Origin of the sequence: Vibrio sp. SSH13-20 (genome assembly GCF_040104475.1) — a bacterium.
GTDB lineage: Bacteria > Pseudomonadota > Gammaproteobacteria > Enterobacterales > Vibrionaceae > Vibrio > Vibrio harveyi.
Window position 1 is genome coordinate 1 of record NZ_JBECOU010000021.1, and the last position, 13,349, is coordinate 13,349.

Here is a 13,349-nt window from a genome sequence, read left to right on the forward strand (position 1 = left end):
AATAGAAAATCAGACCATTCCGTTTGAAACAGCTTCTCTAGAGCAACCCAATACTTACTATTTTCATCGCAATTTCTGAATACTACCTTGTTCATATTGGATTATTTCCTCAAAAGCGTATAACGCCGCATTAAGGTGTGAGCGGCGCTTGGCTATACTTGAGCGAAGCGAAACTGCCAAGCGTTACGAATCACTCTTAAATGCTTTGTTATGTTGCGGTGTTTAAGATTAACGACTGAGCAAACTCTCTCATGTGTCGTGCGTTGTCTGCTTTGTCTCCATCACCACAGGCTTTCCCATAATATTCAATGTCCGGTGAGGAATACACTGGCAAGACTTTTTCTGCATACGTCATCACTGTCCCCGCTTCACGACACAAAGCCCCAAATGCATAAGGTTTTATGAACTTATGGTTCTCTGACAGTAGTTGACCTTTAAGCCAGTACTCTGGCGTATCGTTGTGCCATGCCCAAGCCAAATGACCGAGTTCATGTTCGAGTACATGTACTTCTGCGTCAGATGATAAAACCAGAAAACTGCGACTAAAATTCACATGAGCAGTACCGGCACTTCCGTCCTGTGAAAATGGGTGGTCTTTAGGAAGAACTAGTGCATAGTAGCTCCCCTCACGTTGCAGTGGCTCTAACACCGAGTCGCCCACAGCTTGCGCTAACTGATTATGTAGCTTACCACTACCACCTTCTTCGAAATCTGCAAGGTCAAGCCTAGTAATGCCTGACAATGTTCTTTGCATTGGCACACATGAGTTTTCAAGAACAAGATTAGAGTAGTCGATGTATTCATTGATTTTTGACTCGCTTATAGAGTCATCCGTAAAGAAATGAACTGGAGTTTCTACCTTTTCAGTCAGTTCACAAGCTGCTAATGACAGTTCTTCTCCACTGCGTTTCCCGACGAAAAATAGTGCGACAACACCTAGTAATGTGAAGCCAACCACAAGATTTTTCTTCATTAGACTGTCCTTTTTCTCTAGCAACATAACGCCCTGTTAAGGGGTGAGCAACGCAATACCGATGCCGCCGCATACCGCCTTAAACACTAAAACCAACGCATAGTAAAAATGCCACGCGTTGCGAATCCCTCTTGAACAGTTTGTTATGTACGTGGTTGGTTCTATCCCCAGAAACACCCATAAGTATCGTCTTCCAATATTTCCAAGAAAGCTTCTAGAAGTTGAATCTCTGGAACTGGCTCATACGAATGCCATTTTTGGTCGGATTTCATCCAGTAAATTTTCCACGCATCACGCGACTTATAATATTTGACTTTGGCTACTGGGCACTCCATTTTTTCGGATGGATCATTCCACTTAGGACGTATCTCGAAGATTTCGATGACTTGCCCCTCTAAACGATACCCAATATCAAGTTGGTTGCGGATCTCTTCTGGCGGCCGACAAGAATCAAGGTACTTCTCCACTACCTTTCTATAACGCTGTTGCTCAATTTCTGAAAATGCCATATCTATCACCTAACCCTTTAATTAAGCTAAGTTTACGACCTAATTTCATACGTTGGCTAGGTTAATTTTCGAGAAAGTACATAACGCCGCGTTAAGTGGTGAGCAACGCATACCACTACACTTAAAGTATTGTGCCGTAAACACTTAAACTGAAGCAAACCAAAAATGCCGAGCGTTGGGAATCCGTCTTAAACGCTTTGTTAGTTTGCGTGCCAAAGTGACACAAAGATTGCTTATTGCACACTTTAAGACCATAATACCTATGTGACACTTTGACACAACAGGAGATATAATTATGGCTACTACTTTGCCTCGCATCACCGCTAGAGTTGATGTCGATACACAAGACTTACTTACTAAGGCTGCCGCGATCGCCGGCATGTCTAGCATCAACTCGTTTGTTCTAAGCGCTGCAATCGAAAAAGCCAAACAAGTCATCGAACGTGAGCAGGCTTTAAAACTGAGCCAAGCTGATGCTATGTTGCTGATGGAAGCTTTAGACCGCCCTGCTACACAGAACTCAAAACTAAAAGCTGCTGCTGACCGATACGAGAGCAAAACTCAATGATGAATACGGTACTTCTAGATAAAGCTAAACACGATAGAAACCGATTCAACTGTGGTATCGAAGCTCTCAATAATTACTTAAAAGTAATGGCGAGTCAGCAAGCAAAAAAAGACAACACCAGAACGTTTGTTTTGGAAGATGATAACGACAACTCACATGTCATCGGCTTTTACACGCTAACAATGACACCAATTGACTTAAAGGCATTACCCGATAAGTTACAAAAAAAACACCAATCATCCACCTCTGGTGGTCTGATTGCCCGCCTTGCTGTCGATGACCGATACAAAGGGAAAGGCTTTGGTGAGTGGCTGCTTATTGACGCACTCAGAAAGCTATTAGCTGCAAGTGATAGCGTTGCATTTCCAGTTGTTATCGTTGATGCCAAAGACGGTGCGAAACAGTTCTATGAACGCTATGGTTTTGAAGCATTTGAAGACGCTGAAAATAAACTCTTCATCACCATTGCTGATGTGAGAGCAAGCTTAGGCTAGTTAATCGCTAGCCCTTAGCAAACTAACGCCCTGTTAAGGTGTGAGCAACGCAATACCGATGCCGCCGCATACCACCTTAAACACTAAACGCAACGCATAGTAAAAATGCCACGCGTTGCGAATCACTCTTAAACAGTTTGTTATAGCTCAATTTTGTTTTGAATTTGAGCAACCCCATCATTCCAAATCCGCAAAATCATAACTTTCAAATCCATTGCTAGTTTTTCAGTAGAGCTATTAAAAAGTTGAGCTTGCTGCTGAAAACGAATCTGAGCATTTTGAATTTCAATATTTAATGAGCCTTTACCAAAACCGTGCAAAAGACCATCTATAGGATTGTTGTAACCTGTCATAAACCCTATAACCATGCCTTTGATACCACTGTGTTTATCTACCACAGCAAGCAAATCTCTTGCACTTTGAGATAAATACGTACTTTGATCCAAAACTGCATTAATATCTCGATAAAGAAAACTTCTCAGCGTACCCAGTCGGAATACATCAACAACTATTGATTCGAGATATCTAAAGTCATAGCCCATGGTTTCGAGGCACTCAACTGCATTTCGTTGTAACTTTTGCTCGATTGTTTCAATAGAGTCAAATAGGTCAACTTGTAGTTTTACTAAACTGAGGTTTGAGACACTCAACATGGCGGTATGCCAGTCAGTGTTGGGGGTTACTACAATCTGATTTGCAAATATTTTATGAAATTCACTTATCGCAACACCAAACTCTTCGCAAAAAGCCTCTGAACTCCAAGTCATTTTTATCTCCAGAAACGTGGGAGCAATTGAGCTATAACGCGCAGTTAAGGTGTGAGCAACGCAATACAAGAGCTGCCGCAAATCACCTTAAACACTAAACACAACGCATAGTAAAAATGCCACGCGTTGCGAATCACTCTTAAACAGTTTGTTATATGCGCTGCCCCGTTTCTAGTTGGTAACTTAAACCACCTAGCAATCCAGCAAGCTGTCTATCGTTTAAAACGTATTTAGCCACATATTTCATCTCACTGGGTATGTCTTGATGAGGAGCTAAAAATGCGCCACGTCCGCTGCCAAATGTACTTTCAATGAACTGCTTCAACACACTTGGATAACTAAGAGAATATGCGGTACGAAATATGGACAAGTCACCGACAAATCCGTCGATCTCAATCCAACAGTGACCATCCCACTTTTGATTGATAATTTGTCCATTAGCACTGGCTTCTGGGAGGTTTTTCTTACACTTGAATATTCGCTTGCCTAAGATTTTCAAGTCTCCTGCTACCACGATTGCAGGAATATCATAATCATCTCTCAACGTTTTAGCCCATGCAGCACTAAGCGGTGCACAAGCCCCCATAGAAGGAGGTACATTTGACAAGACTTTTTTAGCTGATTCTATCAGAGGTTGTGGACTACTCAGCTCGAATGAAGAAAAGCTACTAGCTTCATCTACACCTCTATGCCTTGCAACCAACTGTTTTAACGATGTTTTCATTATTTTCCTCTAAGCATATAACGCCCTGTTAAGGTGTGAGCAACGCAATCCCGATGCCGCTGCATACCACCTTAAACACTAAAACCAACGCATAGTAAAAATGCCACGCGTTGCGAATCACTCTTAAACAGTTTGTTATGCCGATCCTACCAACTACCACATAACTGACTCTCGCAAGGAGTACCATCATTGTCGCCATCTATTTTGACATTTGGACAATTTGATAAATAAAACTTTGCTTCATCACAAGACGCCATTTCGCTACAGTAAGTCTTGCCTTGGCAACTGAACCCCATATTTTCATATGCAGGGTTTAACTTAGGCTCTATATAAAACAGATAGAAGGCTGCGCCTATTAGACCGACGATAACTGCTGATAATACAACTGAAAAAAAATTGCTTTCCTGTGGTTTGACACCGACTAACTGAGCACTTTCCGCACTTAACTTAGGCTGAGTACTTGCCAGTTGAAACTCTACTTGGTCCCCTATTCGGGGGCGTCGGTATCCTTTTTTAAACTTGGATACATGAACAAAAATGTCACCATCCAGTTCATTGGAATTTATGAACCCAAAACCGCGCTCATCAACCCAGCGAACAATTTCCCCTTTCATGTCCCCTCCCATTTTTCACATAGCGGCATAACGCCCTGTTAAGGTGTGAGCAACGCAACACCCAAGTTTCTGCATGCCACCTTAAACACAAAACGCAACGCATAGCAAAAATGCCAAGCGTTGCGAATCACTCTTGAACAGTTTGTTATATCACTTTTTTGATATCTGCTTACTTAAAATAATTTCACTCCATCTTTCTAAACTTCTATCGTCGTCTAATGGTGACTCAAAATCGTTTTGTATCTCAGCAATATAATTTAAATCAAAGTTATACTTATGGAGACCTTTAACCAATATGTATATTCCTTCTTGCCAAGTTGATATTTTCTTATCGCTAAAACCAAGATTATTTAGATAACTAGAAGCTTCTAGTAAATTTTTTAATTTCGTTCTACTCTGAAATGATTTAATAAGCTCATTAACCGCGATTTTTTTATTTAACTCAATTCCATCTAAGTACTTTTCTACTTCAATTTTATAATTGGATTTTTGTTTTATATTTTTATATTTTTCTTTGGATAGCTTTTCCAAGAAATTAAAATCCAGTTCTTCTGATGCTGCTAGTTTTTCTTTCAAAGAAAGAAAAGTATGGAGTCCGTATTTATCAACATTTCTTAACAATGCAATAAGTAACTTTAACTCATTATCGGTCATCATAGTCCAACTCTCTTACCAAACTCATTCGCAAACATCCTAAACTTAGTAGCTTGTGCAGTTCTTGCATAGGAAGTTTTGAAAATAGGTTGACCTTCCCTTGCCCCTTTAGGATATGAACGAGAATAAGTAATTTCAGAATCAAAAATGTTCCAACCATGCTTATCTGCAAGCTTTGACACTTCACGCTTTGAATGTTGCTCTTCTGGAGAATAATCTGACGTAGCGTTGTACACAACCCCTAGCAACTCTAAATTGTGGTCATCGTATTCAGTCAAAAAATCAGACATTGAATTAACTAACAACGGTAAACCAATAGTCGATAAGTACTCTGGTTTTACTGGAACAAGTAGGTAGTCACTTGCCAGGTATGCAGCCGTTGTCAATACAGACTCAGTTGGTGCACAATCTATTAAGATTAAGTCGTATTCATCATGCACGTTCTTTAATAATTTTGACAGCAACTCTGGTTTCTGTGTTGGATTTTTCAATGACAGAGATAGCTCTAACCTTGAAGGCAATAAATCTATTTTACTACCTCCACGAAATGTCACTACATTTCTAATCACATCTTTAGGCTTAACTATTTTAGTTTTTCCACTTGGTGTTCTTTTATGCTGCTCAAACACATCCCAAATTGTAGGCTTCCCATCATTTATAAAATCATGGTACTTATTTACACCTACTAAATACTGACTCGCATTAAACTGAGGATCCAAATCAACTACTAATACCTTTTTTTGCCAATTTGTATAACATGCAAGATGCCATGCTAGATTAACTGTCAATGTTGATTTACCAACTCCACCTTTCATGTTTATAAGTGAAACTACTTTTGCCATTATAACAAGACCTTATCATAAATAATTTGGTGAATTATACTTGAAATCACCCATACAAAACTAGACTCATATCATTGTTCTTACCGTTCACATAACATGTCTAAATTACTTTATCTACTTAACTGCATGGCATAGTGATATAACGCCCTGTTAAGGTGTGAGCAACGCAATACCGATGCCGCCGCATACCACCTTGATCACTTAAACCAACGCATAGTAAAAATGCCACGCGTTGCGAATCACTCTTAAACAGTTTGTTAGAGCGATGTTAGCACCGAACCCATTTTTTCTTGTTTTCAGTGGACCGTTGAATTTTGTTAGTTGTAGACAATACGTTGACAGCCCGAGTAAAGACTTGTCTCGAGAGCCCCAATGTCTCTTGAAAGCTTGGGTCTAAAGCTGTTGGAACCTTAAGTGCTTGATAGATTTTTTCTTCGGGACTTTGTGACAGCTGCTTTTTCTGTTGCTTAATAGGCACAACAGTTTCTTCTTTAGTTCTAACAACTCGGAAAAACGCCCCCATCTGGGAACATTGAAACTCGTAGGCAGATATCAAACTTTCATCGTTGCTATATAGTTCAAAGCTCACTGTTCCCAACTGCTTTTTGTCTAGCATCGTTAGAATTCTAGATAGATAAGCAACAATGTAAAAATCAGCTTGGTTTTGACCATTTGGATAATCTGACAGATATAAAAAAAGATTCTTTTCGCAGCATTGTTTGATCGCTTCAGACTTAGAGAAAACAAATACTTTATCGATTGCCGATGCTCTGAGTTTTTCTAGCTCTTTTAGACCTACGTTTTCGGCATCAACGAATACCATCTTCATGTCTTATCCTTGTTATATATCAGGTTTTAATACGAACAAAATACACAACTAAGCACATATTATCAATTAAGCGCTCTAACGCCCTGTTAAGGGGTGAACAACGCAATACCGATGCCGCCGCATACCACCTTAAACACTAAAACCAACGCATAGTGAAAATGCCACGCGTTGCGAATCCCTCTTGAACAGTTTGTTATGTGCGTGCTAATTGAGGTACTTTTGCCAATGCTGCTGCCCTTTCAAAACTACTCTGTAATCTTCGTAGTCCAATGAGCTGTAGAGCTTTTTAGCTGCAAAATTATCATCACCGACCTCTAATGTGATTTTGAGGTAATCATTATCACGACAATACTGTTCGATACCGTTCAGTTGCGCCTTGCCAACACCCTTACCACGAAAGTTGTCCGACACCATAAAATCATGGATATTCATCACTCTTTGCGCACGATAAGTTGAGAACGATTCAAAGCAAACTGCAAAACCAGCAGGCTTATTGTCGACAAAACTGATAAATCCGTGGAAATAAGGCAACGCAAATAGCTGAGCAATTACTGAGAGATCTAGTTCAACTGAGAATCCAGATAGATACTCTTTGAACAGAGTCTCGAATATACTTTTGTCCTCAATGCTTTCTGTTTCAATACGCCTGATTGTGATTTCCATATTCATTTCCACCAAAGCACATAACGCCCAGTTAAGGGGTGAAGCACGCAATGACCAAGCCGCTGCATGGCACTTCAACACCTAAATCAACGCATACCAAAAATGCCACGCGTGCTGAATCCCTCTTGAACTGTTTGTTATGTGAATTTATGCCTCTGATATATAAACACTTACTTCACGATCTTTACCTTGCATGCGATTTGTCTGATCGCCTACGTATTTTACACCGAGCTTTTCAATAACTGATTTTGAACGCTCATTTCCAACTAAATGCATTACTTTTAATCTTGTTAATCCATAATGCTTTTTTGAAAATGAAATCAAAACCTTAGATGCTTCTGTAGCATAACCACAGCCCCAGTAAGGAACGCCTAACCAATAGCCCAGAATACCCAAACCATTTTCCAGTTTTGGAAAACTAACAGCACCAATAAGCTCAGAACTCTCTTTTAGGACAATGGCATAGACAATACCTTTACCACTTAAAAACAACTCAGCATGTGTACGAATCCAATTCTCAGCATCACTAACTGTATATGGATACGGTATATTTGCCGTCATTTCTGATATTTGCTTGTCGCCAACCAACTCTGAAACACGCTCAGCGTCAGACATAGAAAATGGTCGTAATATTAGTCTTTCACTTTCAATTGCTTGCTGCATAATTTCCCTATTCACATAACGCCCTGCTAAGGGGTGAGCAACGCAATACCGAAGCCGCCGCAAACCACCTTAATCACTAAAATCAACGCATAGTAAAAATGCCACGCGTTGCGAATCCCTCTTGAGCAGTTTGTTAGTTTGCAAACCCAAAGCGTTGATTTTACGTTATTTTAAACTTTGCAAACAATAAGCTTTATGTGTTTTGATGCATTTAAGTCAGGCGTTGTCTCAAAGCGGCTACTCAATGAAACCACTTGGAACAAACAACGCCGCAGAAAACGAACTCACAACACCAAAAAGCGCTTTTGGAAAACCAATCTCACAATGCGGACTTTCAACAAACTCACTGAAACCACGTGGAACTTGCCACACCAAAGAAAGCGTCACTTCAGCGAGTAGATCGGCTTTTATACCAGCAAACTCAACGAGCAGAGTCTCAGCAAAAAAATTCAACTCAGTTAACCCAAAAGTCGCCGCACCAAAGAACAAATCAACCGTTGAAACGATGCCCATTTTGAATTTTCACAACGCTAGTTAACACTAAAATTGAAAGCCAATACGACAACTTAAACTTTGAGCTTTTACCACTAGATCTTGCGATATAGCTGCGTTTTTCCTCTTGCAAACTAACGCCCTGCTAAGGGGTGAGCAACGCAATACAAAAGCCGCTGCAAACCACCTTAATCACTAAATTCAACGCATAGTAAAAATGCCACGCGTTGCGAATCCCTCTTGAGCAGTTTGTTAGTTTGCATTTCACACAAATCGCACGATTTAATTAAATTGAACATTTCACGCGATGCATTATAATCTAACTGTACACTAAATTGGGAACTGACCATGCATACATTAACAGCCAATGATGCCAAACGAAATTTCGGCGAACTACTTCTAAGCGCACAACGCGAGCCAGTAAAAATCAGCAAAAACAGTAAAGATACTGTCGTTGTCATGTCCATTCGTGACTTTGAAGAGCTAGAAGCTATGAAAGTTGAGTACCTCAAACACTGCTTTAAGTCAGCTAAAGAAGACTTGAACAATGGAAACACTGTTGACGGCGAAAGCTTTATAAATTCGCTGTAACTCACTTATGCAAAAGAATAAATACAAGCTAAGTAACTTAGCGCAATCCCACTTGCGCAAAGTCAAAAACTACACTGTTGAAAACTTTTCTGAATTACAGTGGCGCAACTATAAAGACACTTTGCTATCAGGGTTTCAGATGCTAGCTGATAATCCAGGTTTAGGAAGAAGCTGTCACGAGCTATACCCAAATGGCTTTTATTTCCCGATTGGAAAACACACAGCTTATTTCACCAAAGAAGATGACTTTATATTAGTCGTTGCTGTCTTAGGTCAATCACAGCTACCCCAGAATCATCTGAAATAACACGACTTTCACCCTAGAAATAATAACTGGGGTGAGAGTTTATCCATGCAAACTAACGCCGCGTTAAGTGGTGAGCAACGCTACCACCCTACCTAAACCATTGTGCCGTAAACACTAAATTCAAAGCAAACCGAAAATGCCCAGCGTTGGGAATCCGTCTTAAACGCTTTGTTAGTAGGTCAATTCCAAGGGAGCACCTGTACTTTCTGCCACCTAGCCTTATAGCCATCGGTCATTTTGTTGTAGTTAGTTTCTGTCATTGCCTTTTTGTTAGGTTTGATCAACATATTAAATGCATCATCTAATCCATATGGGGTGAACAATTGAATGTTTCCTGCACTATCTAGAGTAAAACCAATAGCAAAGGCAGAAAGCCAAGACTCGATACCTTGTTCAACTCGCTCATATGCCTGAATGGAACAACCAAACTTCTTAGAGTAGCGCTCATGTATTAATGCTTGGTTTTTCACATCAACGTCAACACTATGACTCAACCTCGAGCCAATGCGATTTTTGAACTCGTCTTCAGTTACAAGGTTAGATCTATCGAAATAGACAACATCAAAGTCTTTAACTTGAGCAAGAAGCGATTTCCTGTCGATACTATTCCAGATGATTTGGGTAATAGCTCCGCCTGCAATATAGAAGTTTGGCAGCCCTACCTCCTGGCATACCTCAGCAGTTTCGAGCAACTCTGGAACTTGCTGAATTAGATGCTTTAGTTTTTGTTTATTCATCCTGACCTACTAACGCTGCGTTAAGTGGTGAGCAACGCTACCACCTTACCTAAACCATTGTGCCGTAAACACTAAAGCCGAATCAAACCGAAAATGCCAAGCGTTGGGAATCCGTCTTAAACGCTTTGTTATGTAAATTTTTGTGGTAGCGTTAAAACTATTTACTTACATATTCTGCTTCACAATCGAATCCATCACACCTAATAGTAAGAGTTGTACTCTTTGTCGATGTAACTGAAGTTGAAGAACTCTTGGAGCTTGTAGTTTCCGAGAATTCTACCGCCTCTGCATCAAGTACTTTTAGCATTTTTTCTTTGGTCGAATCAAAGTTGATAACTTCCATCAACTCTGATAATTCTAAATCAGAATATTCTTCGTGGTGACCTCGCAATGTTTTAACTGCTTTCACTTTGGAAGAATCAAAATCAAAATACTCTACGAGTGTTATTAACTCTTTAAATGTCAGGTCGCGATTTAGGTTGTTTACGTTGTCGGAAACAAACCTGTTTTTTGTTGAGTCAAAATTAAAATGGCTTATTTTTGTCAACAATTCTTCAGGCTCCATAGCCTGAACACTTAAAGAACAAACTAAGTAAAATACTCCTGATATAATGATTTTATACAATTTCAAACCCCTCCTTTTGTTCGATTTACATAACGCCCAATTAAGGTGTGAGGCACGCAATACCAATGCTGCCGCATACCACCTTAATCACCAAAACCTACGCATAGTAAAAATGCCACGCGTGCCGAATCACTCTTAAATTGTTTGTTATGTCTGTACTCTCGACATGATGACGATGTCTATTAGATCATCTTCAACAAGCACAGCCTTGCGTTTTGTACCCTCAACTTCAAAACCAAAGGATTTATAAAGTGCCAACGCAGCAACGTTGTTTGCATGCACCTCTAACTCCAAACGCGTCAAGTTTAGCTGCTCATCACAATACGACAGCAAGTATTCCATTAAGAAACGACCCACTCCCTTTCCTCGGGAAGTTTTGGCGACCGCAATACCAAAAGATGCAGAGTGCTTTAACCTCGGCTTAGGCGTTGAGTTAATAGCCAAATGCCCCAAGAGTTCTCCATCACTTTCAACCGCGACAAAATTAAGCTGGCTGTCATTGAACATTGAGTCAAACTCTTCCCTTTTGATGTCAGGCAAGTAACGATTGTTGTTCACAACCTCTTTGTCGGTGTAAATATCATACAAAGCTGGCAAGTCAGCTGAACTCATTTTTCTTATTTTCATAGAACCTCAAAAACCCGAAAAGGACATAACGCCCAATTAAGGGGTGAGCAACGCTACCACTCAACTCAACGCATAGTGCCATAAACACCAAATTTGAAGTAGTACCAAAAATGCCAAGCGTTGGGAATCCCTCTTAAATTGTTTGTTATATGCCTCGCGCGCGCCTATACTTAATGCGCATCATAGATACGCATAGGTAATTATCATGAGAAACTCATATAGTACGCAAGCACCAAAAAAAGCGGCAAACTTGAGCTTAAACAGCGAACTGCTAGCCGAGGCTAAGCGATTAAACATAAACCTCTCAGCAACAATGGAAAAAGCTCTTGAAAAGGAAGTTAAACAACGCCGAAAAACTGAGTGGTTAGAGCAAAATCAAGACGCTATTAGCGCGTGCAATGAACTAACAGAAAATCACGGTCTGTTTTCTGATTCTTACCGAGTATTCTAATGTCACAGTTTTCACTATACCAAAATAACGATAAAAGCACTGCGACCGCTTACCCATACTTTGTTGATGTTCAAAGTGAAATGCTTGATACGCTGAATACTCGACTGGTGATTCCATTAACACCAGTCGAAATGTTAGAGAAGAAAGCACCTACCCACCTATGTCCAGTGATCCACATTGATGAAGGCGATTTCGTAATTCTGACTCACCAAATGGCGAGCGTCCCTACTAAAATCCTGCGTGATCCTGTGAATAAGTTGAGCACTTTTAGAAATGAAATTATTGCTGCTATCGACTTTCTGATTACTGGCATATAACGCCTTGTTAAGGTGTGAGGCACGCAATACCGAAGTCTCTGCATACCACCTTAACCGCTAAACCTGACGCATAGCAAAAATGCCACGCGTGCCGAATCACTCTTGAACAATTTGTTATGTGCCTTTGCGAATATAGCCCCAATACACTTTGTGCCTGTCAGCCAAAGGAATGATTTTATATTTTTGAATACCAAGCAGGCACCCAACCCTTGAATGCCCCTCAACTAAATGAGGTATGCCAGATTTACCACCAAGAACATTTGCATCTAGAAATATCGGTGGAGTTAACCAAGTACCATGCTTTTTCCAATGATTGAGTACTTCCTCTCGGCAATCAATTACTGCCTCTCCGACGTCGTTGAAATGCGATGCATCTTCAGATACCTCCTCAAGGAAATCAGGAAATGAAGCATTGCTACCTATCTGCAAAAACTTCGTCGTATCAAAATCAACTAGCTCCCATTTTAGATCAGGAAGTGATAGATCACCGTAGAGAGCTAAAAAGCGACTGTTGGCATTATGATCAATATAAAACTGTTCAATAACAGAATCAGGCGCACTAACCCCATGCAGCTTGAGTAAATCGATACTCTTTTCTGTGCTATATGGATCTAGTGCAATTTTCGACAAGTCTTTATACTTCAATTTATTGCCTCAAAACTCTGGTGGCACATAACGCCCTGTTAAGGGGTGAGCAACGTAATGCCGATACTTCCGCATACCACCTTAAACACCAAACGCAACGCATAGTAAAAATGCCACGCGTTGCGAATCCCTCTTAAACAGTTTGTTATATTAAATATACCTCTGCTTCCTTTGCGTACGTGGAAATAAGCTTTAAAACACTTTCATTCGAGAAATAGAAATTGTGAGTAAAATCACAACCCTCAAAGTAAATAATG

The 13,349-nt window shown here is 40.2% G+C and carries 22 protein-coding genes and 6 pseudogenes; 6 read left to right on the forward strand and 22 right to left on the reverse strand.

What is annotated here, in order from left to right; all coding sequences use genetic code 11:
- The 4 genes and pseudogenes from ABMY42_RS25770 to ABMY42_RS25785 all read right to left on the reverse strand — a co-directional run.
- A pseudogene (locus tag ABMY42_RS25770) lies at positions 1–95 on the reverse strand (GNAT family N-acetyltransferase); the annotation flags it as partial.
- A gap of 113 nt (positions 96–208) precedes the next feature.
- Positions 209–973: a hypothetical protein gene (locus tag ABMY42_RS25775; protein ID WP_349266945.1), complete on the reverse strand. Its 765-nt coding sequence runs from the start codon at positions 971–973 to the stop codon at positions 209–211.
- Between the two features lie 36 nt (positions 974–1,009).
- Positions 1,010–1,154 (reverse strand): annotated as a pseudogene (locus ABMY42_RS25780) (DUF3265 domain-containing protein).
- Complete coding sequence (locus ABMY42_RS25785; RefSeq protein WP_009705214.1) at positions 1,135–1,482, reverse strand: DUF3024 domain-containing protein; 348 nt, start codon at positions 1,480–1,482, stop codon at positions 1,135–1,137. Before ABMY42_RS25785 ends, ABMY42_RS25780 begins: the two are co-directional and overlap by 20 nt.
- A gap of 295 nt (positions 1,483–1,777) precedes the next feature.
- Here ABMY42_RS25785 and ABMY42_RS25790 point away from each other — a divergent pair, with 295 nt between their 5' ends.
- Together ABMY42_RS25790 and ABMY42_RS25795 are read left to right on the forward strand one after the other, a co-directional pair.
- Positions 1,778–2,050, forward strand: coding sequence for a DUF1778 domain-containing protein (locus tag ABMY42_RS25790; RefSeq protein ID WP_017420534.1), 273 nt, complete (start codon positions 1,778–1,780; stop codon positions 2,048–2,050).
- Positions 2,047–2,544 carry a GNAT family N-acetyltransferase gene (locus ABMY42_RS25795; RefSeq protein ID WP_349266946.1) on the forward strand — a complete coding sequence of 166 codons (498 nt, stop codon included), beginning with the start codon at positions 2,047–2,049 and terminating at the stop codon, positions 2,542–2,544. Before ABMY42_RS25790 ends, ABMY42_RS25795 begins: the two co-directional genes overlap by 4 nt.
- A 33-nt stretch (positions 2,545–2,577) precedes the next feature.
- Here ABMY42_RS25795 and ABMY42_RS25800 read toward each other — a convergent pair.
- The 13 genes and pseudogenes from ABMY42_RS25800 to ABMY42_RS25860 form a co-directional block, all read right to left on the reverse strand.
- Positions 2,578–2,722: pseudogene (locus tag ABMY42_RS25800) on the reverse strand (DUF3265 domain-containing protein).
- The gene (locus ABMY42_RS25805) at positions 2,685–3,311 is read right to left on the reverse strand and encodes a hypothetical protein (protein WP_060657881.1); all 627 of its coding nucleotides are present in this window, start codon (positions 3,309–3,311) and stop codon (positions 2,685–2,687) included. Before ABMY42_RS25805 ends, ABMY42_RS25800 begins: the two are co-directional and overlap by 38 nt.
- 151 nt (positions 3,312–3,462) lie before the next feature.
- On the reverse strand, positions 3,463–4,035 hold the full coding sequence (locus ABMY42_RS25810) for a hypothetical protein (RefSeq protein ID WP_349266947.1): 573 nt from the start codon (positions 4,033–4,035) through the stop codon (positions 3,463–3,465).
- Positions 4,036–4,181: 146 nt separating this feature from the next.
- Positions 4,182–4,649, reverse strand: a complete 468-nt coding sequence (locus tag ABMY42_RS25815) for a cold shock domain-containing protein (protein WP_349266948.1) — start codon at positions 4,647–4,649, stop codon at positions 4,182–4,184.
- A 38-nt stretch (positions 4,650–4,687) separates the two neighbouring features.
- Positions 4,688–4,790: pseudogene (locus ABMY42_RS25820) on the reverse strand (DUF3265 domain-containing protein).
- Positions 4,791–4,799: 9 nt separating this feature from the next.
- Entirely contained in the window at positions 4,800–5,306 is a 507-nt protein-coding gene (locus ABMY42_RS25825) for a hypothetical protein (protein ID WP_349266949.1), read from the reverse strand.
- On the reverse strand, positions 5,303–6,145 hold the full coding sequence (locus ABMY42_RS25830; protein WP_218648111.1) for a ParA family protein: 843 nt from the start codon (positions 6,143–6,145) through the stop codon (positions 5,303–5,305). Before ABMY42_RS25830 ends, ABMY42_RS25825 begins: the two co-directional genes overlap by 4 nt.
- 268 nt (positions 6,146–6,413) lie before the next feature.
- Entirely contained in the window at positions 6,414–6,974 is a 561-nt protein-coding gene (locus ABMY42_RS25835) for a hypothetical protein (protein ID WP_058666954.1), read from the reverse strand.
- A gap of 86 nt (positions 6,975–7,060) precedes the next feature.
- A pseudogene (locus tag ABMY42_RS25840) lies at positions 7,061–7,163 on the reverse strand (DUF3265 domain-containing protein).
- A 15-nt stretch (positions 7,164–7,178) separates the two neighbouring features.
- Complete coding sequence (locus tag ABMY42_RS25845; protein WP_069687307.1) at positions 7,179–7,637, reverse strand: GNAT family N-acetyltransferase; 459 nt, start codon at positions 7,635–7,637, stop codon at positions 7,179–7,181.
- A 31-nt stretch (positions 7,638–7,668) separates the two neighbouring features.
- Complete coding sequence (locus ABMY42_RS25850; protein WP_072609596.1) at positions 7,669–7,797, reverse strand: DUF3265 domain-containing protein; 129 nt, start codon at positions 7,795–7,797, stop codon at positions 7,669–7,671.
- A complete protein-coding gene (locus ABMY42_RS25855; protein WP_239215006.1) occupies positions 7,785–8,300 on the reverse strand; it encodes a GNAT family N-acetyltransferase in 516 nt (171 codons plus the stop codon). The genes ABMY42_RS25850 and ABMY42_RS25855 overlap by 13 nt, the downstream gene beginning before the upstream one ends.
- Before the next feature lie 237 nt (positions 8,301–8,537).
- Positions 8,538–8,813, reverse strand: coding sequence for a hypothetical protein (locus ABMY42_RS25860; protein WP_349266950.1), 276 nt, complete (start codon positions 8,811–8,813; stop codon positions 8,538–8,540).
- A gap of 327 nt (positions 8,814–9,140) precedes the next feature.
- On the opposite strand from ABMY42_RS25860, the gene ABMY42_RS25865 reads away from it, so the two are divergent.
- Positions 9,141–9,383 (forward strand): type II toxin-antitoxin system Phd/YefM family antitoxin, encoded by a 243-nt coding sequence (locus ABMY42_RS25865; RefSeq protein WP_005443875.1) that lies wholly within the window; start codon positions 9,141–9,143, stop codon positions 9,381–9,383.
- A 7-nt stretch (positions 9,384–9,390) separates the two neighbouring features.
- A complete protein-coding gene (locus ABMY42_RS25870) occupies positions 9,391–9,690 on the forward strand; it encodes a type II toxin-antitoxin system RelE/ParE family toxin (protein ID WP_045369102.1) in 300 nt (99 codons plus the stop codon).
- Positions 9,691–9,869: 179 nt separating this feature from the next.
- On the opposite strand, the gene ABMY42_RS25875 is transcribed toward ABMY42_RS25870, so the two are convergent.
- The 3 genes from ABMY42_RS25875 to ABMY42_RS25885 all read right to left on the reverse strand — a co-directional run bounded on the left by ABMY42_RS25875 (position 9,870) and on the right by ABMY42_RS25885 (position 11,664).
- Positions 9,870–10,427 (reverse strand): nucleotidyltransferase family protein, encoded by a 558-nt coding sequence (locus ABMY42_RS25875; protein ID WP_050907850.1) that lies wholly within the window; start codon positions 10,425–10,427, stop codon positions 9,870–9,872.
- Positions 10,428–10,584: 157 nt separating this feature from the next.
- Complete coding sequence (locus ABMY42_RS25880; RefSeq protein ID WP_253819617.1) at positions 10,585–11,058, reverse strand: DUF4476 domain-containing protein; 474 nt, start codon at positions 11,056–11,058, stop codon at positions 10,585–10,587.
- A gap of 141 nt (positions 11,059–11,199) precedes the next feature.
- A complete protein-coding gene (locus ABMY42_RS25885; RefSeq protein WP_004744193.1) occupies positions 11,200–11,664 on the reverse strand; it encodes a GNAT family N-acetyltransferase in 465 nt (154 codons plus the stop codon).
- Positions 11,665–11,884: 220 nt separating this feature from the next.
- Between ABMY42_RS25885 and ABMY42_RS25890 the strand changes: the two genes are divergently transcribed.
- Both ABMY42_RS25890 and ABMY42_RS25895 read left to right on the forward strand, forming a co-directional pair.
- Positions 11,885–12,130, forward strand: a complete 246-nt coding sequence (locus ABMY42_RS25890; RefSeq protein WP_349266951.1) for a type II toxin-antitoxin system CcdA family antitoxin — start codon at positions 11,885–11,887, stop codon at positions 12,128–12,130.
- The gene (locus tag ABMY42_RS25895) at positions 12,130–12,447 is read left to right on the forward strand and encodes a CcdB family protein (RefSeq protein ID WP_053320656.1); all 318 of its coding nucleotides are present in this window, start codon (positions 12,130–12,132) and stop codon (positions 12,445–12,447) included. The genes ABMY42_RS25890 and ABMY42_RS25895 overlap by 1 nt, the downstream gene beginning before the upstream one ends.
- Positions 12,448–12,561: 114 nt before the next feature.
- On the opposite strand, the gene ABMY42_RS25900 is transcribed toward ABMY42_RS25895, so the two are convergent.
- Both ABMY42_RS25900 and ABMY42_RS25905 read right to left on the reverse strand, forming a co-directional pair.
- Positions 12,562–13,092, reverse strand: a complete 531-nt coding sequence (locus ABMY42_RS25900) for a hypothetical protein (protein WP_038899601.1) — start codon at positions 13,090–13,092, stop codon at positions 12,562–12,564.
- Between the two features lie 38 nt (positions 13,093–13,130).
- Positions 13,131–13,233 (reverse strand): annotated as a pseudogene (locus ABMY42_RS25905) (DUF3265 domain-containing protein).
- Positions 13,234–13,349: the final 116 nt, after the last annotated feature.